Annotated in this window: 23 protein-coding genes, 1 tRNA gene and 1 other RNA gene; 15 read left to right on the forward strand and 10 right to left on the reverse strand. The window is 67.4% G+C overall.

Annotation, left to right across the window (positions count from 1 at the left end):
• Positions 1–4 precede the first annotated feature (4 nt).
• On the reverse strand, positions 5–1,366 hold the full coding sequence (locus tag OMP39_RS06185; RefSeq protein WP_264894016.1) for an MFS transporter: 1,362 nt from the start codon (positions 1,364–1,366) through the stop codon (positions 5–7).
• Between the two features lie 222 nt (positions 1,367–1,588).
• Here OMP39_RS06185 and OMP39_RS06190 point away from each other — a divergent pair, with 222 nt between their 5' ends.
• Together OMP39_RS06190 and OMP39_RS06195 are read left to right on the forward strand one after the other, a co-directional pair.
• Positions 1,589–2,851, forward strand: coding sequence for an ANTAR domain-containing protein (locus tag OMP39_RS06190; RefSeq protein WP_264894018.1), 1,263 nt, complete (start codon positions 1,589–1,591; stop codon positions 2,849–2,851).
• 154 nt (positions 2,852–3,005) lie between these two features.
• On the forward strand, positions 3,006–4,037 hold the full coding sequence (locus OMP39_RS06195; RefSeq protein WP_264894020.1) for a sensor domain-containing diguanylate cyclase: 1,032 nt from the start codon (positions 3,006–3,008) through the stop codon (positions 4,035–4,037).
• On the opposite strand, the gene OMP39_RS06200 is transcribed toward OMP39_RS06195, so the two are convergent.
• The 6 genes from OMP39_RS06200 to nth all read right to left on the reverse strand — a co-directional run bounded on the left by OMP39_RS06200 (position 4,038) and on the right by nth (position 6,997).
• Positions 4,038–4,844, reverse strand: coding sequence for a sulfite exporter TauE/SafE family protein (locus OMP39_RS06200; RefSeq protein WP_264894021.1), 807 nt, complete (start codon positions 4,842–4,844; stop codon positions 4,038–4,040).
• A gap of 2 nt (positions 4,845–4,846) precedes the next feature.
• Positions 4,847–5,317, reverse strand: a complete 471-nt coding sequence (locus tag OMP39_RS06205; protein WP_264894022.1) for an EVE domain-containing protein — start codon at positions 5,315–5,317, stop codon at positions 4,847–4,849.
• A 63-nt stretch (positions 5,318–5,380) separates the two neighbouring features.
• Positions 5,381–5,560: non-coding RNA, 6S RNA (gene ssrS / locus OMP39_RS06210), on the reverse strand.
• A 26-nt stretch (positions 5,561–5,586) separates the two neighbouring features.
• Positions 5,587–5,919, reverse strand: coding sequence for a cell division protein ZapA (locus OMP39_RS06215; protein ID WP_264894024.1), 333 nt, complete (start codon positions 5,917–5,919; stop codon positions 5,587–5,589).
• Complete coding sequence (locus tag OMP39_RS06220) at positions 5,916–6,179, reverse strand: cell division protein ZapB (RefSeq protein ID WP_264894026.1); 264 nt, start codon at positions 6,177–6,179, stop codon at positions 5,916–5,918. Before OMP39_RS06220 ends, OMP39_RS06215 begins: the two co-directional genes overlap by 4 nt.
• A gap of 173 nt (positions 6,180–6,352) precedes the next feature.
• The gene (nth, locus tag OMP39_RS06225) at positions 6,353–6,997 is read right to left on the reverse strand and encodes an endonuclease III (protein WP_264894027.1); all 645 of its coding nucleotides are present in this window, start codon (positions 6,995–6,997) and stop codon (positions 6,353–6,355) included.
• A 77-nt stretch (positions 6,998–7,074) separates the two neighbouring features.
• On the opposite strand from nth, the gene OMP39_RS06230 reads away from it, so the two are divergent.
• Positions 7,075–7,455: a VOC family protein gene (locus tag OMP39_RS06230; protein WP_264894028.1), complete on the forward strand. Its 381-nt coding sequence runs from the start codon at positions 7,075–7,077 to the stop codon at positions 7,453–7,455.
• 9 nt (positions 7,456–7,464) lie between these two features.
• Here the strand turns inward: OMP39_RS06230 and rsxB are convergent, their stop codons facing one another.
• The 3 genes from rsxB to OMP39_RS06245 all read right to left on the reverse strand — a co-directional run bounded on the left by rsxB (position 7,465) and on the right by OMP39_RS06245 (position 10,844).
• Positions 7,465–8,121, reverse strand: a complete 657-nt coding sequence (gene rsxB, locus OMP39_RS06235) for an electron transport complex subunit RsxB (RefSeq protein WP_264894030.1) — start codon at positions 8,119–8,121, stop codon at positions 7,465–7,467.
• Positions 8,122–8,177: 56 nt separating this feature from the next.
• Positions 8,178–9,419, reverse strand: a complete 1,242-nt coding sequence (locus OMP39_RS06240) for a polyhydroxyalkanoate depolymerase (RefSeq protein ID WP_264894032.1) — start codon at positions 9,417–9,419, stop codon at positions 8,178–8,180.
• Positions 9,420–9,644: 225 nt separating this feature from the next.
• Positions 9,645–10,844, reverse strand: coding sequence for an amino acid aminotransferase (locus OMP39_RS06245; RefSeq protein ID WP_264894034.1), 1,200 nt, complete (start codon positions 10,842–10,844; stop codon positions 9,645–9,647).
• A gap of 112 nt (positions 10,845–10,956) precedes the next feature.
• On the opposite strand from OMP39_RS06245, the gene uvrB reads away from it, so the two are divergent.
• The 12 genes from uvrB (at position 10,957) to OMP39_RS06305 (ending at position 21,883) form a co-directional block, all read left to right on the forward strand.
• Positions 10,957–13,047, forward strand: a complete 2,091-nt coding sequence (gene uvrB / locus OMP39_RS06250; protein ID WP_264894036.1) for an excinuclease ABC subunit UvrB — start codon at positions 10,957–10,959, stop codon at positions 13,045–13,047.
• Between the two features lie 19 nt (positions 13,048–13,066).
• Complete coding sequence (locus OMP39_RS06255; RefSeq protein WP_264894038.1) at positions 13,067–13,582, forward strand: low molecular weight protein-tyrosine-phosphatase; 516 nt, start codon at positions 13,067–13,069, stop codon at positions 13,580–13,582.
• A gap of 244 nt (positions 13,583–13,826) precedes the next feature.
• Complete coding sequence (gene iscR, locus OMP39_RS06260) at positions 13,827–14,357, forward strand: Fe-S cluster assembly transcriptional regulator IscR (protein ID WP_264894040.1); 531 nt, start codon at positions 13,827–13,829, stop codon at positions 14,355–14,357.
• Between the two features lie 48 nt (positions 14,358–14,405).
• Positions 14,406–15,626 carry an IscS subfamily cysteine desulfurase gene (locus OMP39_RS06265; protein WP_264894042.1) on the forward strand — a complete coding sequence of 407 codons (1,221 nt, stop codon included), beginning with the start codon at positions 14,406–14,408 and terminating at the stop codon, positions 15,624–15,626.
• 21 nt (positions 15,627–15,647) lie between these two features.
• Positions 15,648–16,043, forward strand: a complete 396-nt coding sequence (gene iscU, locus OMP39_RS06270; RefSeq protein WP_264894044.1) for a Fe-S cluster assembly scaffold IscU — start codon at positions 15,648–15,650, stop codon at positions 16,041–16,043.
• 23 nt (positions 16,044–16,066) lie between these two features.
• A complete protein-coding gene (gene iscA / locus OMP39_RS06275; RefSeq protein WP_264894046.1) occupies positions 16,067–16,390 on the forward strand; it encodes an iron-sulfur cluster assembly protein IscA in 324 nt (107 codons plus the stop codon).
• A 109-nt stretch (positions 16,391–16,499) separates the two neighbouring features.
• Positions 16,500–17,027, forward strand: coding sequence for a Fe-S protein assembly co-chaperone HscB (gene hscB, locus OMP39_RS06280; RefSeq protein ID WP_264894048.1), 528 nt, complete (start codon positions 16,500–16,502; stop codon positions 17,025–17,027).
• 34 nt (positions 17,028–17,061) lie between these two features.
• Entirely contained in the window at positions 17,062–18,918 is a 1,857-nt protein-coding gene (gene hscA / locus OMP39_RS06285) for a Fe-S protein assembly chaperone HscA (protein ID WP_264894050.1), read from the forward strand.
• A 3-nt stretch (positions 18,919–18,921) separates the two neighbouring features.
• On the forward strand, positions 18,922–19,260 hold the full coding sequence (gene fdx / locus OMP39_RS06290; RefSeq protein WP_264894052.1) for an ISC system 2Fe-2S type ferredoxin: 339 nt from the start codon (positions 18,922–18,924) through the stop codon (positions 19,258–19,260).
• Positions 19,261–19,344: 84 nt separating this feature from the next.
• Positions 19,345–20,052, forward strand: coding sequence for a DNA polymerase III subunit epsilon (dnaQ, locus tag OMP39_RS06295; RefSeq protein ID WP_264894054.1), 708 nt, complete (start codon positions 19,345–19,347; stop codon positions 20,050–20,052).
• 58 nt (positions 20,053–20,110) lie between these two features.
• Positions 20,111–20,185, forward strand: a tRNA-Val gene (locus tag OMP39_RS06300).
• Positions 20,186–20,473: 288 nt separating this feature from the next.
• Entirely contained in the window at positions 20,474–21,883 is a 1,410-nt protein-coding gene (locus OMP39_RS06305; RefSeq protein WP_264894057.1) for a TIGR03013 family XrtA/PEP-CTERM system glycosyltransferase, read from the forward strand.
• Positions 21,884–21,910 lie beyond the last annotated feature (27 nt).

Genomic DNA, 21,910 nt, shown 5'->3' on the forward strand with positions numbered 1-21,910 from the left:
TGGCTCAGCGCCAGGCGCCCGGTTGGGACGCGAGGGGCCGGGTCTTCGGGACGGCATTCACCACGCCGACCGGTGCGCCCGCCGCAGTCACGGCGGGCCCGTGAGGCACGGGGGCATGCACCGGCGTCGCAGGGCCGGGGCGGGAGGCGGCGGGCAGCGGAGTGCGCGCTTTGCCACCCTGATCGATCCAGCTTGCCGTCCAGCGCTTCTGCGCACGCCAGAGCACGAGCAGCATCGTCACCGTGGCCAGCGCGAACGCCGCAAACCCCCACAGATAGGAGCCCCCGTACTGCTTGGAGAGGCCCATCGCATTGGGAACGAAGCCGCCTCCCAGTGCACCGATCTCCCCGATCATCGAGCCCGCCACCGCCGTGGTCGTCGGCCACCGCAGCGGCACGAGCTGGAACACCGCTCCGTTGCCGGCGCCCAGGGCCGCAAAGCACGCCATGAAGAGGCCGGTGGCCAACCACACCGAGTCGCCCGCCCAGCCGCACAGCAGGAGGGAGACGGCCACGCCGATCAGCACGGCCGACAGCGTGCGCACGCCTCCCACGCGGTCCGAGAGGTGGCCGCCCAGCACACGCACCACCGAGCCCATCAGCGTGGCCAGCATCGTCAGCTGCCCGGCCTCGACCTTGCTCACGCCGAACTGGTCGTGGAAGTAGGTCGGCAGGAAGCTCGCCAGCCCTATGAAGCCGCCGAAAGTCACCGCATAGATCAAGCTGAAGATCCAGCCGTCCTTCTCCAGCAGACAGGCCAGGTGCTGCCGCAGCGTCTGGTGTTCCCGATCGGGCGGCTCCTTGGCGCACTGCCACATCACCGACATCGGCACCAGCATCGTGAGGGCCGCGATGCCGTAGACGGTCTGCCAGCCATACAGCGTCGCCAACGGAGGGGCGAACAACACGGCGAGCACCGTCCCCGAGTTGCCCGCTCCGGCCAGCCCCATCGCCAGGCCCTTGTAGCGGGGCGGATACCAGCCCGATCCGAGCGAGAGCGCCACGCCGAAGCTCGCGCCCGCGATGCCGAGCAACACCCCCATGGCCAGTACGCTGTCGTAGCTGTCCACGAAGAAGTAGCCGTAGGTGAGGGCCGCGACGATCAGCCCCATCTCGACCATGGCCGCGTTCTTGCGGCCGATGTACTGCGCCAGCACGCCGAGCGGGAAGCGCATCAAGGCGCCGGCGAGGATCGGTACCGAGACCATGAAGCCCTTCTGCGCCGCGCTGAGCCCGAAGCTCTCGCCGATGAAGGGTCCCATCGCGCCATTGAGCACCCACACCGCGAAGCAGAAGTCGAAATAGAGGAACGACGCGAACAAGGTGGGCCAGTGACCCGAGGAGAGGAAGTTCGTAGGACGTGCCATGGGAGTGTCGCCCGCCGCGCAGTCCCGGTCGCTGTGGAGGCGACGTGGGCCGACGCTGGCGTGTAGGCCAGTCCGACTCGAGATGCGCACCGCACTGTGCGCATGGCCTGGCGGTACGGGGACCAGACCGGGCGCTGCGCTGCGCCCATGCGGGCCCTTCAATGCAACACCTGTGCCAGCAGCTGCACGAGGGTTGGTGCGATCCGTGCTTTCTGCGACGGCATGATGGCGAGCAAAGTGATCGTGGCAGGGCCGGATCTGCGGGCACTCGAGGCCCTGACCCGAGACATGCAGGACGTGGGCATTCACGTCCTTGGTGCAGACGATGGATGCAACCTGGTGCGCGAGTGCATCAGGCTGGCGCCCGAGGCCCTGGTGTGGTGGGAGGACTGGCTCACCGTGCGCAGCCTCGACCACTTGCGCTTGCTCGCGCAGACCCACCCGCTGCCCACCCTGGTCTACACGCTCGAAGATGACGTGCGCCGATTGGAGGCCGCCGTGGAGGCGGGCGTGCAGGGGTATGTGGTCAACGGCTATGCGAGCGCGCGCCTGCGCAGCGACCTCGCCGCCGCCTGCGCGCGCTTCCGCAGGGAGCATGCGCTGCTGCGCGCGCTCGAGGAGCTGTCGCACAAGCACGAGGAGCGCAAGCTCATCGACCGCGCCAAAGGCGTGTTGATGCGCGCCACGCAGATGTCGGAGGAGGAGGCGTTCCGCTGGTTGCGCACCGCTTCCATGAGGCAGCACCGGCGTGTCGGCCAGGTCTCGCGGGTGCTGGTCGAAGCCGCCGCCCGCGCGCACGCCATCAACCGGGCAGGGCTGCTGCGGATGCTCTCTCAACGGTACGTGCTGGTGAGCGCCGCCGGGTGCGCCGGCGCATGTGTGGTCGCGCAAGGCGCCCTGCAAACGGTGACCGACACCGTCGCGCAGGTGCTGTCGGAGCTGCAGCGCTCCGAGGTGGTCCACCCGTACGGGGACCTCGTCGGAGCCGCGGCCGAGCAGTGGGCCCGGGTCGTCGCGGTGCAAGGACAGGGGGCGGACCATTGGTCCGAGCTTGACGAGGCGGCCGAGCGGCTGCTGGAGGCCGCCGAGCGCTTGACCGGCTGCCTGGAGGCTGCCTGGCCGGAAGGGCGTTTGAACGTCGTCAACCTGTGCGCGCGGCAACGCATGCTGGCGCAGCGCTATGGCAAGCACATGGCGCTGGCCGCGCTCGGCCACACCGATGCGGTCGCCGCCGCTGCTGCCGCCGCCCCCACGCGGGCGCAGTTCGAAGCGGCTCTCGAGGCGCTGCGGCACACGCCCCTGACCTCTGAGCGCGTGCGCGAGCTGCTGGCCCAGGCGGCCCGGACCTGGCGAGTGCTGCTCGCCGCCTGCCACGGCAGCCCTCCAGCCTGGGACGGCCTGATGGGCGCCGCCGACGAGCTGGTGTGCGTGTTCGATGCGCTGACGCAACAGTACGAACAGGAGGTGCACCGGCTCATCGGCTGAAGGACGGGCGGCCGCTTCCCGTCCCTCGCGCATCCCGCACTCGGGGGGCGTGCATCAAATGGGGGGGCGCGTGGTGAACGCGTTCCAGCCCCATGAAAGGCAGTTCGCGCCACAATCGCGGGGTGCGCCCCCGCGACGGGCGCCCCTCGAACCGATGAGCCCTTCCTCCTCCGACCCACAAGCTGCCGACCCGATGGAGCCCTTGCGACCTGGCCTCACCGTCGACGAGGCGGCGGCCTGTCTGCGTCCTGTGCTGGACCACTTCGGCGAGGGCTTCGTCGTCAAGGATGCCGAGGGCCGCTACCTGTATGCCAATGCCGCGGCCGCCCGCATGCTCGGGCGGTCGGTGCAAGAGGTCGTCGGGCGGTGCGACGAGGAATTGCTCGATGCCGCGACGGCGGCGTCGCTGCGCGCCGGCGACCAGGCCGCGCGCTTGCAGTCACGCCCTCTGTACCGAGACGAACGCCTGCCCGGTGGCGACGAGGGCGTGATCGAGCTGCAGACGCTCAGGTACTGCGCGCCCGGCGCCGCCGACCCCGCCGCGGCACCCGTGTGTGCGCTGTGGACGGACGTCACCCAGGTGCGGCGCCTGCAGGCCCAGTTGCGCCACGCCCTCGAGCAGCTCGAGCTCCAGCAGCGTCAGAACGAGGAGCTGCGGCAGGAACTGCAGGACCAGCCGGTGCGCGATCCCGTCAGCGGTGTGTACAACCGGCACCACTTCGAGGAGCAGCTGCGCCGCGAGATCGACCTGTCGCTGCGCGAGAACCGCGAGTTCGCGCTGGTGGCCATCCGCATCGACCGCTACGGTGAGCTCATCGCGCGGCTCGGCGCTGCGGCGGGCGAGCGCGTGCTGCAGGCCCTGGGTCGCTTGCTGCGCGGCAACACCCGGGTGATGGACGCGCCCTGTCGCCTGGGCGAGGAGCGCTTTGCCGTGCTCCTGTCCGGGGTGGGGCTGGCCACGGCCCACGCCCGCATGGAAAGCGTGCGCCGCCAGTGCGAGGCGCAGATGGTGCTGCTGGAGGGCAGCGAACTGCGCTTCACCGTCTCGATGGGCGTGGCGAGCTTTCCCCATACCGCGCAGGACCGCCAGGCTTTGCTCGCAGCGGCCGAGGCGGCGTTGGCACGCGCGGGCGAGCGCGGGGGCAACTGCACCCTGCCTGCGCCGATCGCGCTCGATCCGCGCTGATCAGGCCAACGCCTTGTAGAGCATGTAGGCTGCCAGCCCGTAGAGCAGCAGCGCGAACACGCGCTTGAGTTGCCGCACGTTCATCGCATGCGCGACGCGGGCGCCGAAGGGGGCGGTGAGCACGCTGGCGCTCGCGATCACCGCCAGCGCCGGCAGGTAGAGGTAGCCGAGCGCGCCCGGCAGCGGAGCCGGCACCGACCAACCCCCCACCACGTAGCCCACCGTATTGGCCAGGGCGATCGGGAAGCCCAGCGCGGCGCTCGTCGCCACCGCGTTGTGCATTGCCACGTTGCACCAGGTCATGAACGGCACCGACACGAACCCGCCGCCGGCGCCGACCAGCCCGGAGACGAAGCCGATGCCGCCGCCCGCAACCCATTGCCCCGCCATGCCGGGCATCTGGCGCGCAGGGGCGGGCTTCTTGTCCAGCAGCATCTGCGTGGCCGAAAAGCCGACGAAGGCCGCGAAGACGAGCGCCAGCCACTGGCCCTTGAGCACCGCGAAGACACCGGCGCCGGCGAGCAGGCCGCCGATGACGATGCCCGGCGCCAGGCCGCGCACGATGTCCCATCGCACCGCCCCGCGCTTGTGATGGGCACGCACGCTGGAGAGCGAGGTGAACAAGATGGTGGCCATCGAGGTGGCAATCGCCATCTTCACCGCCAGCCCGTCCGGCACCCCTCGGTGCGAGAGGATGAACGTCATGAACGGCACGAGCAGCATGCCGCCCCCGATACCGAGCAGCCCCGCCAGGAACCCCGTGCAGGAGCCGAGCAGGAGCAGTTCCGCGATGAGTTGAAACTCCATGGTCAAGCGATCGATTCAAGGGCCGTGAGCACCCGCCGCCACTGGTCGGGCGTCACGGGCGTGATCGAAAGCCGGTTGGCCGGCTTGAGGACGAGCAGATCCGCGAGTTCGGGCCGCTCGCGCATGTCCTTGAGGCAGAGCAGCCGGGTCTTGCGCACCAGGCGCACATCGACGAGCCACCAGCGCGGCGCCTCAGGCGATGCCTTCGGATCGTGGTAGCGGCTGGCGGGATCGAACTGGGTCGGATCGGGATAGGGCGCGGACGCGACCTCCGCGAGACCGGCAATGCCGGGCTGCGCGCACGAGGAGTGATAGAACAACACGCCGTCGCCCACGCGCATCGCATCGCGCATGAAGTTGCGGGCCTGGTAGTTGCGCACCCCGGTCCAGGGCACCGTCTGGTTCGGCAGGCGCGCCAAGTCATCGATCGAGCACTCGTCGGGCTCGCTTTTCATCAACCAGTAGGAGGGCATAGAGAAGGCGTTGCGCGACACACGGCGGCGGGCGCCGGGCGCAGAAGCCATCGTGAAGGCAAAGGTGTCCGCCACGGACCGGGAGCCGCATTCCTGAACCCAGGGGATTCAGGTGGGCGAGGTCAGTCCGGCTTCGGGTTCATCTGACGCGAGACGATCGCACCAGCCGGACGATCTTCCAAGCCCTAGCTCCAAGAGCATCGGTTCAAGGAAATATAAAACTCCCGCGAACGCGACGGACGACCCCATTCTACGGCCCCTGTGCTGCTTCAAATGAGTTGCCCGTCCTGTCCTAGGGCTTCGTCGAGCCGCCGGATCAAGCCGTGCAGATCTGTGCTTGACCCTGGGGCGCTGCCACGGTCGTCTTGCAGCACGGCAGCGTTCACCGCGGGCGCCAGCGGCTGCTTCTCGGCCAGCTCATAGGCGATGTTGAGCGCCGCGAGCACGGCGATGCGCTCGCGCGCCTTGACCTTGCCCGCATCGCGGATGGCGCACATCTCGCGGTCCACGACGTTCACCGCTTCGAGCAGCGCGGCTTCGCCGCCTTCGGGGCAGGCCAGGATGTAGCTCTGGCCCATGATCGTCACCTCGATCTGCTTCACGCGCCGCCTCCTTCTCGCGGCGTCCCGGCGCTGCTGTCGGCCGTTTCACCGCCCGGTGCCGCAAGGGTCAGGGTTTCCGGCAGGCGGTCGATCAGCGCATCGATGCGCGCGCGTGCGGCGCTCAGCCGCGAGCGCAAGCTGTCGCGCTCGGCGGTCACGCTCGCCAGCTGCTGCTCGAGCAGCTCATTGGTGCGTTGCAGTTCCTCGTAGCGCAACAGCAATCGCTCCACACGCTCGACGAGTCGATCGATGTCTGACATGGGCCGGGCCGTCCTTTGGTGTCGCCTTCGCACGCCCCAAGCGGGCGCACGTCGCGTCGCGAGGCATTGTAGAACGCGCCCTTACAAATCGGCCTCGACAGGGCAGGGGTGCCAGGGTCCGGTGTGACCGATTCCCTTGCGTTGGGCGGCCCGACATGCTCTACGCGCAGACTTCAGCCCCCAGGAGGAGCCGTCTTCGGCTCGAAGTCGCAGTACTTCGCCACCTGGCACTTCCAGCACAGGGGCTTGCGTGCCACGCACACGTAGCGCCCGTGCAGGATCAGCCAGTGGTGGGCGTCGGGGAGGTAGTGCGCCGGCACGCGCCGCAACAGCTCGAGCTCGACCTCGAGCGGGTTCTTGCCCGGTGCGAGACCGGTGCGGTTGCTCACGCGGAAGATGTGCGTGTCCACTGCCATCGTGGGCTCGCCGAATGCCACATTGAGCACGACGTTGGCCGTCTTGCGGCCCACGCCCGGCAGCGCCTCCAGCTCCTCGCGAGTGCGCGGCACTTCTGCGCCATGACGCTCGAGGAGGATGCGGCAGGTGTCGAGCAGGTGCTTGGCCTTGTTGCGGTACAGCCCGATCGTCTTGATGTGCTCGCACAGCCCTTCGTAACCGAGCGCCAGGATCTTCGCCGGGGTGTTGGCCACGGGGAACAGCCGCCGCGTGGCCTTGTTGACGCCCGCGTCGGTCGCCTGCGCCGAAAGCAGCACCGCGGTCAGCAGCTCGAAAACGCTGCTGTACTCCAGTTCGCTGGCCGGCTGGGGGTTGGCCGCCTTCAAGGTCGCGAAGAAGGGTTCGATGTCCTCGGTCTTCATGGGCATGGATTGTCACTTGACGCGCGGTGTGCCCAGGTTCAGGATGGATCTTTCACCCGTCGTCGAGGAGGCCTGCCATGTTGAGCGAAGCACCTGTCACGACGATGCTGCCGGTGCGTAACCTGCAGCGCGCCCGAGAGTTCTACGAACACTGCCTGGGTCTGGGGCCCGGCGAGCTGCGGCCCGACGGCAAGGTCGTCTACCGCTGCGGCGGCGCCCGTCTCGCGCTTTTTCCGAAGGAGGAGGGCACCAAGGCGGAGCACACGGCGGTGAGCTTCGAGGTGTCCGACATCGCGGCGTCGGTCCGCGAGCTGGAAGCGCACGGCGTGCGGTTCGAGGACTACGACCTGCCGGGACTGAAGACCTCGGACCACGTCTGCGTGCTCGGCGCCGAGAAGGCGGCGTGGTTCAAGGACACCGAGGGCAACTACCTCTGCCTGCACGAGGACCTGTCCTGACCAGGCGTGTCAGCCGGCTCTGCGGGCGCGGGCGCGTGCCATTGCGGCCTCGATGATGCTGCGCTTGCGCTGCAGCGTCTGCGGATCGGTGATCGTCGATGCGGCGGCGAGGTCCGCCAGCTTGGCATCGGCCTTGGCCGCCAGGCGTTCCTCGTGCTCGCGACGGTCGCGCTCCACCCGCAGACGGTGAAAGTCGTAGCGTTCGCGCGCCTGCGCCGCCTGCTCGGGGCTCCACGCCTGCCATCCGGTGCGCCCCGGCGTCTCCACGCGCAGGGTGATGCAGTCCACCGGACAGACGGGAATGCACAACTCGCAGCCCGTGCACCACTGTTCCACGACGGTGTGCATGCGCTTATGCGTGCCCACGATGCAGTCCACCGGGCAGGCCTTGATGCACAACGTGCAGCCGATGCACCACGCCTCGTCGATGACCGCGACGGCGCGCGGCCCTTCCGCCCCGCATGCCGGGTCGAGCGGGCGCGCGGCGAGCCCCGTGAGGCGCGCGAGGCGTTCGATCCCCTCGGCCCCGCCGGGGGGGCAGCGGTTGATGTCCGCCTCGCCGGCGGCGATCGCTTCGGCGTAGCTGCGGCAGTCGGGGTAGCCGCACCGGGTGCACTGGGTCTGGGGGAGGAGGGCGTCGATCTCCTCGACGCGGAGCGTATTCATGGCTGCCAAGAAGAAGAGCGCCCACAGGCGCTCCGTGATTGTCGCTCAGGGGCGGCTCACTTCTCGTGGCGGGCGATGAACTCGCGCACCACCGGGTAGACCTTCTCGCGCCAGCGGCGCCCCGAGAAGATGCCGTAGTGCCCCGCGCCTTCCACGGTGTAGTGCGGCTGCTCCTTCTTCGGAATGCCGGTGCACAGATCGTGGGCGGCGCGCGTCTGCCCGGCGCCGGAGATGTCGTCGAGCTCGCCCTCGATCGTCAGCAGGGCGGTCGTCTTGATGTCCTGAGGCCGTACCAGTTCGCCCCGCACCCGCCACGTGCCGTTGACCAGCGCGAAGTCCTGGAAGACGGTCTTGATGGTGTCCAGGTAGTACTCGGCCGGCATGTCCAGCACGGCGTTGTACTCGTCGTAGAAGCGCCGATGAGCTTCCACACTGTCTTCGTCCCCGCGCACCAGGTCGAGGAAGTAGTCGTAGTGAGAAGACAGGTGGCGGTCCGGGTTCATCGCAACGAAACCGGTGTACTGCAGGAAGCCGGGGTACACGCGCCGGCCCGCACCGGGGTAGTTGGGCGGCACCCGGTAGATCAGGTTGCTCTCGAACCACTCGTAGCTGCGGGTCATCGCCAGGTTGTTGACCGCGGTCGGGCTCTTGCGAGCGTCGATCGGCCCGCCCATCATGGTCATCGTGCGCGGGGTCTGCTCGCCGCGGGAGGCCATGAGGGAGATGGCGGCCAGCACCGGCACGGTGGGCTGACACACGGACATCACGTGCACGTGCGGCCCGATGTGGCGGATGAACTCCTGCACGTACTCGACGTAGTCGTCGAGGTGGAAGGGGCCTTCCGAAACCGGCACCATCCGGGCATCCACCCAATCGGTGATGTAGACCTTGTGGCCCGTGAGCAGCATGCCCACCGTGTCGCGCAGCAAGGTGGCGTGGTGACCCGACAGGGGCGCGACCACGAGCACCGTGGGCTGCCGCTTCATCTTCGCCAGCGCCTCGACGTTGTCGGTGAAGCGCTTGAAGCGCTTGAGCTTGCAGAACGGCTTGGACACCGCCACCTGCTCCTGGACCGCGACCTCGACGCCGTCCACCTTGACGGAGGTGATGCCGAATTCCGGCTTCTCGTACTCCTTCGAGAGGCGGTGCATCAGGTCGAAGCCGGCCGCGATGCGGTCGGCCAACGGCACATGGGTGAACGGCGACAGCGGGTGGCTGTACAGCTTGGCCGAAGCATTGGCGAATTCCGCGAACGGGCTGATCAGGGCCCGCTGGGTCTCATACAACTGGTAGAGCATGGACGCCCCTTTCTGCGACTGCTTGCTGCACTGCAACTTGTGTGCGCGGCCCCTGCAGCACAGGGGCGGTGTTGCATCGCAACATACTTGAAGCGTATCAGGATGTGCGTCGTTGCGTGGTCCGGGCATCCCCTCAAGACCCGTGCAGATCGCACGCCAGGAGCCGACTTGCAACGAAAAGGGGCCCCGAGGGGCCCCTTGCTGTCTCTTGCGCCGTGAGGTGCGTCACAGCACCTTCGCAATCGCCCGGGCGACGTAGTCGATGTTCCGGGTGTTGAGGGCGGCCACACAGATGCGGCCGGAATCCACGCCGTACACCCCGAACTCGCTGCGCAGGCGCTGCATTTGCTCCTTCGTGAGCCCGGAGTAACTGAATATGCCCTTCTGCTGCGTGATGAAGCTCATGTCCTGAGTCACGCCGGCGGCGCGCAGCTTCTGCACGAGCAACTCGCGCATCTGCTTGATGCGAACGCGCATGGTGGCGAGCTCGTCTTCCCAGGTCTGGCGCAGGGCCGGCGTCGTCAGCACGGCAGCCACCACCTGCGCGCCGTGGGTGGGCGGATTGGAATAGTTGGTCCGGATCACCCGCTTGAGCTGGGAAAGGACGCGGTCGGCCTCTTCCTTGGAGCTGCACACCACGCTCAGCGCCCCGACGCGCTCGCCGTAGAGCGAGAAGCTCTTGGAAAACGAGGTCGAGACGAACATGGGCAGCCCGGCCTTCAGGAACTGGCCGATCACCGCACCGTCCTCGGCGATGCCTTCGCCGAAACCCTGGTAGGCCATGTCCAGGAAGGGCACCAGGCCGCGCGAGCCGATCGCCTCGATGACTTGCTCCCACTGGGCGGGGGTCAGGTCGTAGCCGGTCGGGTTGTGGCAACAGGCGTGCAGCACCACGATCGTCCCAGGCTCGGCGGCGCGCAGGGCGGCCAGCATCGCGTCGAAGTCGATGCCCCGGCGCCCGGCGTCATAGTAGGGATAAGTGCCCACCTGGAAGCCGGCGTTCTCGAACAGGGCTCGGTGGTTCTCCCAGCTGGGGTCGCTGATGAGCACCTTGGCCTGCGGCGTGAGCTTCTTGAGGAAGTCGGCGCCGATCTTGAGGCCACCCGTGCCCCCCAGGGCCTGGACGGTTGCCACCCGGCCGCTTTGGACGGCCTGGCTCTCGGCACCGAACACCAGGCCCTGCACCGCCTTGTCGTAGGCGGCGATGCCATCGATCGGCAGGTAGCCGCGGGGTTTGGCGGCTTCGACCAGTTGCTTCTCGGCCTGCGTCACGCATTTGAGCAGCGGAAGCTTGCCGTTGTCGTCGTAGTACACGCCCACCCCGAGGTTGACCTTGTCCGGGTTCGGGTCGGCGTTGAACTGTTCGTTCAGCCCCAGGATGGGGTCGCGCGGCGCCATCTCGACGGCGGCAAACAGGGAAGCCATGAGGAGTCAGTCCTTGTCAGTGGAGGGGGACGGGTGATTGCGCTAATCTGGACGGCTCGCCTGGCCACCCGCAGCCAGGGATAACCCGCATTTTAGGCGCCCGCACAGCTTCATGGCCGAGACGTTGCACGAGATTCCACCGCTGGACGACTCCAAGTTCGTCCGGTTCCCCGATTCGCCGTTCCAGCTCTATCAGCCGTACCCGCCCGCCGGCGACCAGCCGAGCGCGATCGAGCAGCTGGTCGAAGGTGTGCGCGACGGGCTCGCCTATCAGACCCTGCTGGGGGTGACCGGCTCGGGCAAGACGTACACCATGGCCAACGTGATCGCCCGCCTGGGACGGCCGGCGATCGTGTTCGCGCCCAACAAGACGCTGGCCGCGCAGCTGTACAGCGAGTTCCGGGAGTTCTTCCCGAAGAATGCGGTGGAGTACTTCGTCAGCTACTACGACTACTACCAGCCCGAGGCCTACGTCCCCCAGCGCGACCTCTACATCGAGAAGGACAGCTCCATCAACGAGCACATCGAGCAGATGCGCCTGTCGGCCACCAAGAGCATCCTGGAGCGGCGCGACGTGGTGGTCGTGGCCACCGTCTCGGCCATCTACGGCATCGGCAAGCCCGAGGACTACACGCAGATGCGGCTCATCATGCGCGTGGGCGACACGATCGGCCAGCGCGACCTCATCGCGCAGTTGATCCGCATGCAGTACACGCGCAACGAGATCGACTTCGGGCGGGGCACCTTCCGGGTGCGCGGCGACACGATCGACATCTTCCCGGCCGAGCACTCGGAGCTGGCCATCCGTGTGGAGCTCTTCGACGACGAGATCGAGTCGCTGGCGCTGCTGGACCCGCTGACCGGGCGCATCCGCCAGAAGGTGCCGCGCTTCGTCGTGTATCCCTCCAGCCACTACGTGACGCCGCGCGAGCAGGTGCTGCGCGCCATCGAAGGCATCAAGCAGGAGCTGCGCGAGCGCCTGGACGAGCTGGTCAAGGCCGGCAAGCTGGTCGAGGCGCAACGCCTGGAGCAACGCACCCGTTTCGACCTGGAGATGCTGCAGGAGATCGGCCACTGCAAGGGGATCGAGAACTACACCCGCCACCTCTCCGGTGCCCGCCCCGGGGAGCCGCCGCCGACACTCGTGGACTACCTGCCCCCCGACGCGCTGATGTTCCTCGACGAGAGCCACGTGCTGATCGGTCAGCTGGGCGGCATGTACAACGGCGACCGCGCGCGCAAGACGACGCTGGTCGAGTACGGCTTCCGGCTGCCCTCGGCGCTCGACAACCGGCCGCTCAAGTTCGAGGAGTTCGAGCGCAAGATGCGCCAAGCGATCTTCGTCTCGGCCACCCCGGGCGACTACGAGCAGCGCACTGCGGGGCAGGTGGTGGAGCAGGTGGTGCGCCCCACCGGCCTGGTGGACCCGATCGTCGAGGTGCGGCCGGCCGCCACACAGGTGGACGACGTGCTGCAGGAGATCCACGAACGGGTGAAAGCGAACGAGCGCGTGCTGATCACGACGCTCACCAAGCGCATGGCCGAGCAGCTCACCGACTACCTGGCCGACAACGGCGTCAAGGTGCGCTACCTGCACTCGGACATCGACACCGTCGAGCGGGTGGAGATCATCCGCGACCTGCGGCTCGGCACCTTCGACGTGCTGGTGGGCATCAACTTGCTGCGCGAAGGCCTGGACATTCCCGAGGTGTCGCTGGTGGCCATCCTGGATGCCGACAAGGAAGGGTTCCTGCGCGCCGAACGCAGCCTGATCCAGACCATCGGCCGCGCGGCGCGCAATGCCAACGGCAAGGCCATCCTCTACGCCGACACCGTCACCGACTCGATGCGTCGCGCCATCGGCGAAACCGAGCGCCGACGGGCCAAGCAGCTCGCCTACAACGAAGCCCACGGCATCACGCCGCGTACCGTCAAGAAGCAGGTGCGCGAGCTGATCGACGGGGTCTTCGCGGCGCAGGAATCCAAACAGGACTTCAAAGCCGCGCAGGAGGCGGCCAAGGTCGAAGCCCTGTCCGAGAAGGATCTGGGCAAGCGCATCAAGCAGTTGGAAAAGCAGATGCTCGAGTACGCGCGCAACCTCGAATTCGAGAAGGCGGCCCGCGTGCGGGACCAGCTGGCGCTGCTCAAGGAGCAGGCCTTCGGCGCCCCGGGCAGCGACCATATCGCACCTATGGGCTCGTGAACAAAATTAGAATTGTTCTATGAGCTCCGGCGCCCTGTACTCCGTCTTGTTCTGTTGCATGGGCAACATCTGTCGCTCGCCCACGGCGGAGGGGGTCATGCGCGCCTACCTCGAGCGGCACGGATGGGCCGGCCGGGTCCACCTCGATTCCGCCGGCACGCACGGCTGGCACGTGGGCGCGCCGCCGGATCCCCGCGCGCAGCGTCACGCGGCCGCCCGCGGCTACGACCTCTCCCGTTTGCGAGCAAGGCGGGTGGAGGTGGCGGACTTCGTGCGCTTCGACCTGGTGCTGGCGATGGACGAGGAGAACCTCGCCGCGTTGCGCGCACTCGCGCCCGCCGAGCACGAGGACAAGGTGCAGCTGCTGATGCGGTACGCCCGCCGGCATCGTTCGCCCATCGTCCCGGACCCTTACTATGGGCCGGCCGCGGGCTTCGACGTGGTGCTGGACTACGTGGAAGACGCGTGCGAAGGCCTGCTGGAACACGTACGCGGCTTCTTGGTCGACGCAGGGAACTTCCCGGTCAAAACTTGACCAAAAAAGTAGGCTTCAGATGCTGGACTACGTGGAAGACGCGTGCGAAGGCCTGCTGGAACACGTACGCGGCTTCTTGGTCGACGCAGGGAACTTCCCGGTCAAAACTTGACCAAAAAAGTAGGCTTCAGATAAAATTCGAGTAAATCAGTCGGACTCTTCCGAGGGTTTACCCGGGTCGCAAGCCGTTTGTTGGGTTCAACATTCAGCGGGCCACACCCGCTGGAAGCGTAAGGAGCTTGCCATGCGTCTCACCACCAAAGGCCGTTTTGCCGTCACCGCAATGATCGATCTCGCCTTGCGAGAGCATCAGGGCCCGGTGGCTTTGGCTGCCATCAGCCAGCGTCAGCAAATCTCCTTGTCGTACCTGGAGCAACTCTTCGGCAAGCTGCGCCGCCACGAACTGGTCGAAAGCACGCGCGGGCCGGGCGGCGGCTATTCCCTGGGCCGCAAGCCGGAGGAGATCACGGTGGCCGACATCATCGTGGCAGTGGACGAGCCGATCGACGCCACCGGCTGCGGCGGCAAGGAAAACTGCATGACCGACCAGGGCCGCTGCATGACGCACGACCTGTGGGCCAGCCTGAACGCCAAGATGATCGAGTATCTCGACTCCATCACGCTGAAGAAGCTGGTGGAAGACCAGCTCGCGCGCGGCGTCTCGGTCGAGGAGCAGCCTGTCAAGCGGGCCATCTCCAGCCAGCCGGTCGTCAAGCCGATCAAGGTCAACGCGCCCAACTCGGTCTTCGCGCTCGGAAACGCCTTCTCGAAGTAATCCCTTCGTCTTCGCCAGCAGGGGCGTTGCGGCCCCCGATGCAAGCCCATGGACATGACCCCTCACTTCCCGATCTACATGGACTACGGCGCCACCACGCCGGTCGATCCGCGCGTGGTGGACGCGATGATTCCGTGGTTGCGCGAGCATTTCGGCAACCCGGCGTCGCGCAGCCACGCCTGGGGATGGGAAGCGGAGGAGGCGGTGGAGAAGGCGCGCCAGCAGGTCGCCGATCTCATCGGCGCGGACCCGCGGGAGATCGTGTGGACTTCCGGCGCCACCGAGTCGGACAACCTGGCGCTGAAGGGCGCGGCGCACTTCTACAAGTCGCGCGGCAAGCACATCGTCACCGTCCAGACGGAACACAAGGCCGTGCTCGACACCTGCCGCGAGCTGGAGCGCCAGGGCTTCGAGGTCACCTACCTGCCGGTGCAGGAGAACGGGCTGCTGGATCTGGACCTTTTCAAGGACTCGCTGCGGCCGGACACCATCCTCGTGTCGGTGATGCTGGTCAACAACGAGATCGGCGTCATCCAGGACATCGAGGCCATCGGCTCCATCTGCCGCGAGCGCGGCATCATCTTCCACACCGACGCGGCGCAGGCCACGGGCAAGGTGCACATCGACCTGGCCAAGCTGCCGGTGGACCTGATGAGCCTGGCCTCGCACAAGACCTACGGGCCCAAGGGCGTCGGCGCGCTCTACGTGCGGCGCAAGCCGCGCGTGCGTCTGGAGGCGCAGATGCACGGCGGCGGCCACGAGCGCGGGCTGCGCTCGGGCACCTTGCCCACGCACCAGATCGTGGGCATGGGCGAGGCCTTCCGCATCGCCAAGGAGGAGATGCCCGCCGAACTGGAGCGCATCCGCATGCTGCAAAAGCGCCTGCTCGATGGGATCTGCGACATCGAACAGGTCTACATCAACGGCGACCTGGAGCGGCGCGTGCCGCACAACGTCAACGCCTCGTTCAATTTCGTCGAAGGCGAGTCCCTCATCATGGGCATCAAGGGCATCGCGGTGTCGTCCGGGTCGGCCTGCACCTCGGCGAGCCTGGAGCCCAGCTACGTGTTGCGCGCACTGGGCCGCAGCGACGAGCTGGCGCACAGCAGCCTGCGCATGACCATCGGCCGCTTCACCACGGTGGAGGAGATCGACTACGCCGTCAGCGTCCTGAAGGACCGCGTGGCCAAACTACGCGAACTCTCCCCACTGTGGGAGATGTACAAGGACGGCGTGGACCTGAACGCGATCCAGTGGACCGCCCATTGATCGAGCAGTTGGAGAACGACCATGGCTTACAGCAGTAAAGTCATCGACCACTATGAGAATCCCCGCAACGTCGGTTCGTTCGACAAGGGTGACGAGACCGTCGGCACCGGCATGGTCGGCGCGCCGGCGTGCGGCGACGTGATGAAGCTGCAGATCAAGGTCAACCCGCAGACCGGTGTGATCGAGGACGCGCGTTTCAAGACCTACGGTTGCGGCTCGGCCATTGCCTCCAGCTCTCTCGTCACCGAATGGGTGAAGGGCAAGACGCTCGATGAGGCGCTGCAGATCAAGAACACGCAGATCGCCGAAGAACTGGCGTTGCCGCCGGTGAAGATCCATTGCTCCATCCTGGCCGAAGACGCCATCAAGGCCGCGGTGCAGGACTACAAGGCCAAGCACTCGGCCACCGTCGACTGAAAGCACAGGACGAGGACCACGAGATGGCAGTGACCCTGACCGAAGCGGCTGCGCGTCACGTCTCGCGCTACCTGGCCCGTCGGGGGCGGGGCGTGGGGGTGCGCCTGGGCGTCAAGACGACCGGGTGTTCCGGGCTCGCCTACAAGCTCGAGTACGCCGACGAGATCGCTCCCGAGGACCATGTCTTCGAGGAGCATGGCGTGAAGGTCCTCGTGGACCCGAAGAGCTTGCCCTACCTGGACGGCACGCAGCTGGACTTCGTGCGCGAGGGCTTGAACGAAGGCTTTCGCTTCAACAACCCGAACGAGCGCGACCGCTGCGGCTGCGGCGAGTCCTTCCGTATCTGACACGCGCCGGCGCGGCGCCCGCCTCGTAGCCGGTATCACCGGATGTGTCGGGCAGCCGGCCTGAGGGGCTGGCCGTTGCCTGCGAACCAAGAACCCTGACGACCGTGCCATGGGCTTCTCGCCGCTGGATGTCAACGATTTCGAGCTTTTCGGCGTGCCGGCGCGCTTCGAGCTGGCGCGCGAGGTGCTCGACGCCCGCTGGAAGAAGCTCCAGGCCGAGGTCCACCCCGATCGCTTCGCCTCGCAGGGGCCGGCCGCGCAACGGGTGGCGATGCAGTGGGCGGTGCGGGTGAACGAGGCATACCAGCGCCTGAAGGACCCGCTCAAACGCGCGGCCTACCTGTGCGAACTGCGCGGACATCCGCTGCGCGCCGAAAGCAACACCGCCATGCCGGCGGACTTCCTCATGCAGCAGATGGCCTGGCGCGAGGCGTTGGAGCAGACCACCTCCGCGGCCGAGCTGGACCGCCTGGCCACCGAGGTCATGCAGCGACGGCAGGAAATGCTTGCCGCCGTCCGTGAGGCGCTCGACGTGCGCGACGACACCGAAGCGGCCGCCCACCAGGTCAGAGCCCTCATGTTCGTCGAGCGCTTTGCCGAAGAGATCGACCGGCGTTTCGAGGCGCTGGGACAATGACGGCCCGTCACCCACGCATCGGAAAATTCCCTTCATGGCCTTGCTGCAAATCTCCGAACCCGGCATGACGCCCGATCCCCACCAGCGGCGCATCGCGGTGGGTATCGATCTGGGCACGACCCACTCGCTGGTGGCCGCCGTGCGCCATGGCCTGCCCGAGTGCCTGCCGGACGATCAGGGGCGCGTGCTGCTGCCTTCGGCCGTGCGCTACCTCGGGGACGGGCGCCGCCAGATCGGTTACGACGCTCTGGAGGCCCAGGCGAGCGATCCGGAGAACACGATCGTGTCGGTCAAGCGCTTCATGGGGCGTACGCTGTCGGACGTGGCCGAGCGGAGCAAGCTGCCGTATCGCTTCATCGATGCACCCGGGATGCTGCAGATCGAAACGCGCGAGGGGCCCAAGTCGCCGGTCGAGGTCTCGGCCGAGATCCTCGCGACGCTGCGCTATCGAGCCGAGGAGACGTTCGACGACGACATCTTCGGCGCCGTGATCACCGTGCCGGCCTACTTCGACGATGCGCAGCGCCAGGCCACCAAGGACGCCGCCAAGCTGGCGGGCCTGAACGTCCTGCGGCTCATCAATGAGCCGACCGCCGCAGCCATCGCGTACGGTCTGGAGAACGGAGCAGAAGGGCTGTACGCCGTCTATGACCTGGGCGGCGGCACCTTCGATGTCTCGCTGCTGCGCCTGACCCGCGGCGTGTTCGAGGTCGTGGCCACGGGGGGGGATTCCTCGCTCGGCGGGGACGATTTCGACCGGCTGCTGGCGGATTGGGCCCTGCAGCGCACGGGCCTGGAAGCGCGGTCGGCGCAGGACAAACGCGCCGTGCTCGTGGCCGCTCGCGCGGCCAAGGAGGCGCTCTCGCAGGCGCAGCACGCTCAGATGCGATGCGCGATGGGGGCAGGCGAGTTGTGCGTGCAGGTGTCGCGCGACGATCTGGATGCCATCGTGGCGCCGCTGGTCCAGCGCACGCTCCTTTCGGTGCGCAAGGTGCTGCGCGATGCGAAGGTGGACCGCTGCGAAGTGCAAGGTGTCGTGATGGTCGGCGGCTCGACGCGCATGCCGCAGGTGCGGCGTGCCGTGGGCGAGTTCTTCGGCCGTGAGCCGCTCGTCAACCTCGACCCGGATCAGGTCGTTGCGCTCGGCGCGGCGATCCAGGCCAACGCCCTCGCCGGCAATCGGCCCGACGGTGAGTTGCTGCTCCTGGACGTCATCCCGCTTTCGCTCGGTATCGAGACGATGGGCGGCCTGGTCGAACGGATCATCCCGCGCAACAGCACCATCCCCACGGCCCGAGCACAGGACTTCACCACGTTCAAGGACGGCCAGACCGCCATGGCGATCCACGTGGTGCAGGGCGAGCGCGAGCTGGTCAGCGAATGCCGCTCGCTCGGCCGCTTCGAGCTGCGCGGCATCCCGCCGATGGCGGCCGGTGCCGCGCGCATCCGGGTGACGTTCCAGGTGGATGCGGACGGTCTGCTCAGTGTGTCGGCGCGCGAGCAGACCTCGGGCGTCGAGGCCTCCATCACCGTCAAGCCGAGCTACGGGCTGAGCGATGACGAGATCGCCCGCATGCTGAAGGAAGGCTTCAGCGCTGCCGAGGAAGACATGAAACAGCGCGCGCTGCGAGAAGCCCGCGTGGAAGCCGAGCGTCTGGTGCTGGCCACGCGCTCGGCGCTGCAGCAGGACGGCGACCTGCTCGCGCCCGCCGAGCGCGCCGCCATCGACCGCTTGATCGAGGAGGTGCAGGTGGCGGCTGGCGGATCGGACCATCGCGCGATCGAGGCCGCCTTGGAGCGCCTCGCGCGCGGCACAGAGGCTTTCGCCGCCGAGCGCATGAACCGCGGCATCCGCCAGGCCCTCAGCGGCCGGCGCGTCGAGGACGTCTAAGACATGCCTATCATCAAGATCCTCCCCCATCCCGAGTACTGCCCGAAGGGTGCAACGATCGAGGCTCCGACGGGTACCTCCATCTGCGAGGCGCTTCTCGACCATGACATCGAGATCGAGCACGCGTGCGAGATGAGCTGCGCGTGCACCACGTGCCACGTGATCGTGCGCGAAGGCTTCGAGTCGCTCAACGAGATGGACGAGAACGAGGAAGACATGCTCGACCGCGCGTGGGGCCTGGAGCCCAACTCGCGGCTGTCGTGTCAGGCGATCGTCGGCAACAAGGACCTGACGGTCGAGATCCCCAAGTACTCGATCAACTACGCCAAGGAAAAGCACTGACTTTTCCTCACCGGGCGGCGAAGGGCTGCCCGGGGGGCGACTCCTGCCTCCTGCCAGCGCCGGCCCCCCGGCATAATCCGCGGCATGCTGCGTCAGATCTTCCTGGACACCGAGACCACCGGCCTCAGCCCCGAGTCGGGCGACCGCATCATCGAGATCGGCTGCGTCGAAATGGTGAACCGGCGGTTGACGGGGAACAACAAGCACTTCTACATCAACCCCGAGCGCCGCAACAGCGAGGACGCGGTCAAGATCCACGGCCTGACGGACGAGTTCCTCGCCGACAAGCCTGTCTTCTCCGCCATCGCCGACGAACTGCTCGAGTACCTGGCGGGCGCCGAGACCATCATCCACAACGCGAGCTTCGACGTGGGCTTTCTCGACGCGGAGCTCCGCCGCCTGGGCAAGGGGAAGTTCGAGACCTACGTTGCGCGCATCACCGACAGCCTGCTGATGGCGCGCGAGATGTTCCCGGGGAAGTCGAACTCGCTGGATGCGCTGTGCAAGCGCCTGGAGGTGGACAACTCGGGCCGCACGCTTCACGGCGCCTTGCTGGACGCAGGCCTTTTGGCCGAGGTCTACATCCAGATGACTCGGGGCCAGGAGTCGCTGGTCATCGAGGAAGAGGAGGCCGCCGCCGAGGAGATCGTGGTCGAGAAGGTCGATCTGGCCGCCTTCACCTTGCCGGTGCTGCTGGCCGACGCGTCGGAACGGGCTGCCCACGAGGCGGTGTTGGCCGACCTCGACAAGTCTTCGAACGGCAAGACACTTTGGCGAACAGTTGTGGCATAATCTTGGTTTCTTGGACGACGTCGACCAGATCCGTCGGTCGTCCTACGCACCGGACCCCGGGTGGTTAGCTCAGCGGTAGAGCACTGCCTTCACACGGCAGGGGTCGCAGGTTCGAACCCTGCACCACCCACCAGCATCCCCAGCCCCGCGCGTTCCCCGCAGCGGGGCTTTTCGTTTGGGCGCGGCCTTTCTGGGCGCCCCCCCCGACGGCGCGCGTCTTGCGGCCCGGCGGGCGCGCGCCTTGCGCGTGTGACGCCTGCCCGGCGTGCGCGGCCGGGCTGCGAGACTCCACGCCTTTGCGATCCCTTACATCGGGGGTGACCGACCCCTGTTTGGTGGGTTGGTCGCACCACCACCCCCCGCGAGAATCGTTCTGCCGATTGCACCCCTATACCGGCGGGTGTGAGTGCACGGAGGGGTCATGAGGGTGTTCCGCTTGTTTCAGCACCACGTCGCGTTGTCGACGTTGCTCGAGCTGCTGGCCGACAGCCTGCTGTGCTATTTCGCGGCGGTGTTCGTGTTTTCAGCCCTGCCCGGCGGCCGTGCCGACGCGGCCGCGGTGGCCGTGCGTCTGGACCAGGCTCCGTGGGTGCATGCCCTCGGTTTCGCGGCTGCCATGCTGTTGCTGTATGCCTTCGTCGGCCTTTATCGGCAGGCGGCGGTGGAAATGGGTTTCGGCCGCGTCGTGAGGCGGGCGATCCTGGCGCTCGTGATCGGCGCCTACATCGCCTATGTCGTGCTCGCCTCGGATCTGGACGGGCAGTCGGCCACCTATCTCGTCGTCAGCGCGATGCTGTACCTCCTCGTGGGCCTGGTGGCCGTGCGGCTGGGGATCTCGCTCATCACGCGTCTCCTCGGGGTGCCGCGCGTGCTCATCGTGGGCACCGGTCCCGAGGCCTGGAGCGTCGCACAAGACCTGCAGGCGCTGCAGCGGCTGGAACGGCGTCTCGTCGGCTTCTATCCCACCGGGGAGCGTGACGGACGGCTGGGGGGCATGCGCGTGTTCGAACGCTCCGAGCCGCTCGAGGACCTGGTGGAGCGCCTGGCGGTCGACGAGATCATCGTGGCCGCCAAGGAGCAACGCGGGGGCGGCGTGCCGATCGACCAGCTCCTCGCCTGCCGCATCCGCGGGGTGCCGATTCTCGACATGTCGGGCTTCTACGAGCGGGTCAAGGCCGAGGTGCCGATCGACAGCCTGAAGGCCAGCTGGCTCGTGTACAGCCAAGGGTTCGTGCAAGGGCCGGCACGGCGAGCGGCCAAGCGCGTGTTCGACATCCTCACCTCCAGCGTGCTGCTCGTCCTGGCCGCTCCGGTGATGGTCCTCACCGCGTTGGCGATCAAACTCGACAGCCCGGGCCCCGTCATCTATCGCCAGGAGCGCGTGGGGCTGGGCGGCCGTCGATTCATGTGCCTGAAGTTCCGCAGCATGACGGTCGACGCCGAGAAGGACGGCGTGGCGCGGTGGGCGAGCAAGAACGATGCGCGCGTCACACGCGTGGGGCGCTTCATTCGCAAGACACGTATCGACGAGCTGCCCCAGCTGCTCAGCGTGCTCAAGGGCGAAATGAGCATGGTCGGCCCCCGGCCCGAAAGGCCGAGCTTCGTCGAGGAGCTCAAGCAGCACATTCCGTTCTATGACCTGCGCCACAGCGTCAAGCCCGGGGTGACCGGCTGGGCGCAGGTGCGCTACAGCTACGGCGCCTCCCTGGAGGACGCGCGCCGCAAGCACCAGTTCGACTTGTACTACGTCAAGAACAACTCCTTGTTCCTGGACGTGCTCGTGCTCATCGAGACGGTGAGCGTCGTGTTGTTTCGAGAAGGGGCTCGCTGAGGGCGGGCATGACGCGGCGTTCGGGCC

It is taken from the genome of Schlegelella aquatica (assembly GCF_026013905.1).
GTDB classification, from domain to species: domain Bacteria; phylum Pseudomonadota; class Gammaproteobacteria; order Burkholderiales; family Burkholderiaceae_C; genus Caldimonas; species Caldimonas aquatica.

Coding starts and splice junctions, on each gene's coding strand:
- rsxB (WP_264894030.1), bottom strand. CDS start 8,121: ATGAATACGCTCCGCGTCGAGGAGATCGACGCCCTCCTCCCCCAGACC.
- OMP39_RS06185 (WP_264894016.1), bottom strand. CDS start 1,366: ATGGCACGTCCTACGAACTTCCTCTCCTCGGGTCACTGGCCCACCTTG.
- uvrB (WP_264894036.1), top strand. CDS start 10,957: ATGGCCGAGACGTTGCACGAGATTCCACCGCTGGACGACTCCAAGTTC.
- OMP39_RS06195 (WP_264894020.1), top strand. CDS start 3,006: ATGAGCCCTTCCTCCTCCGACCCACAAGCTGCCGACCCGATGGAGCCC.
- OMP39_RS06240 (WP_264894032.1), bottom strand. CDS start 9,419: ATGCTCTACCAGTTGTATGAGACCCAGCGGGCCCTGATCAGCCCGTTC.
- OMP39_RS06255 (WP_264894038.1), top strand. CDS start 13,067: ATGAGCTCCGGCGCCCTGTACTCCGTCTTGTTCTGTTGCATGGGCAAC.
- OMP39_RS06200 (WP_264894021.1), bottom strand. CDS start 4,844: ATGGAGTTTCAACTCATCGCGGAACTGCTCCTGCTCGGCTCCTGCACG.
- iscR (WP_264894040.1), top strand. CDS start 13,827: ATGCGTCTCACCACCAAAGGCCGTTTTGCCGTCACCGCAATGATCGAT.
- hscA (WP_264894050.1), top strand. CDS start 17,062: ATGGCCTTGCTGCAAATCTCCGAACCCGGCATGACGCCCGATCCCCAC.
- OMP39_RS06265 (WP_264894042.1), top strand. CDS start 14,406: ATGGACATGACCCCTCACTTCCCGATCTACATGGACTACGGCGCCACC.
- OMP39_RS06205 (WP_264894022.1), bottom strand. CDS start 5,317: ATGCCCTCCTACTGGTTGATGAAAAGCGAGCCCGACGAGTGCTCGATC.
- OMP39_RS06190 (WP_264894018.1), top strand. CDS start 1,589: ATGATGGCGAGCAAAGTGATCGTGGCAGGGCCGGATCTGCGGGCACTC.
- OMP39_RS06245 (WP_264894034.1), bottom strand. CDS start 10,844: ATGGCTTCCCTGTTTGCCGCCGTCGAGATGGCGCCGCGCGACCCCATC.
- OMP39_RS06220 (WP_264894026.1), bottom strand. CDS start 6,179: ATGTCAGACATCGATCGACTCGTCGAGCGTGTGGAGCGATTGCTGTTG.
- hscB (WP_264894048.1), top strand. CDS start 16,500: ATGGGCTTCTCGCCGCTGGATGTCAACGATTTCGAGCTTTTCGGCGTG.
- OMP39_RS06305 (WP_264894057.1), top strand. CDS start 20,474: ATGAGGGTGTTCCGCTTGTTTCAGCACCACGTCGCGTTGTCGACGTTG.
- iscA (WP_264894046.1), top strand. CDS start 16,067: ATGGCAGTGACCCTGACCGAAGCGGCTGCGCGTCACGTCTCGCGCTAC.
- fdx (WP_264894052.1), top strand. CDS start 18,922: ATGCCTATCATCAAGATCCTCCCCCATCCCGAGTACTGCCCGAAGGGT.
- nth (WP_264894027.1), bottom strand. CDS start 6,997: ATGAAGACCGAGGACATCGAACCCTTCTTCGCGACCTTGAAGGCGGCC.
- dnaQ (WP_264894054.1), top strand. CDS start 19,345: ATGCTGCGTCAGATCTTCCTGGACACCGAGACCACCGGCCTCAGCCCC.
- iscU (WP_264894044.1), top strand. CDS start 15,648: ATGGCTTACAGCAGTAAAGTCATCGACCACTATGAGAATCCCCGCAAC.
- OMP39_RS06230 (WP_264894028.1), top strand. CDS start 7,075: ATGTTGAGCGAAGCACCTGTCACGACGATGCTGCCGGTGCGTAACCTG.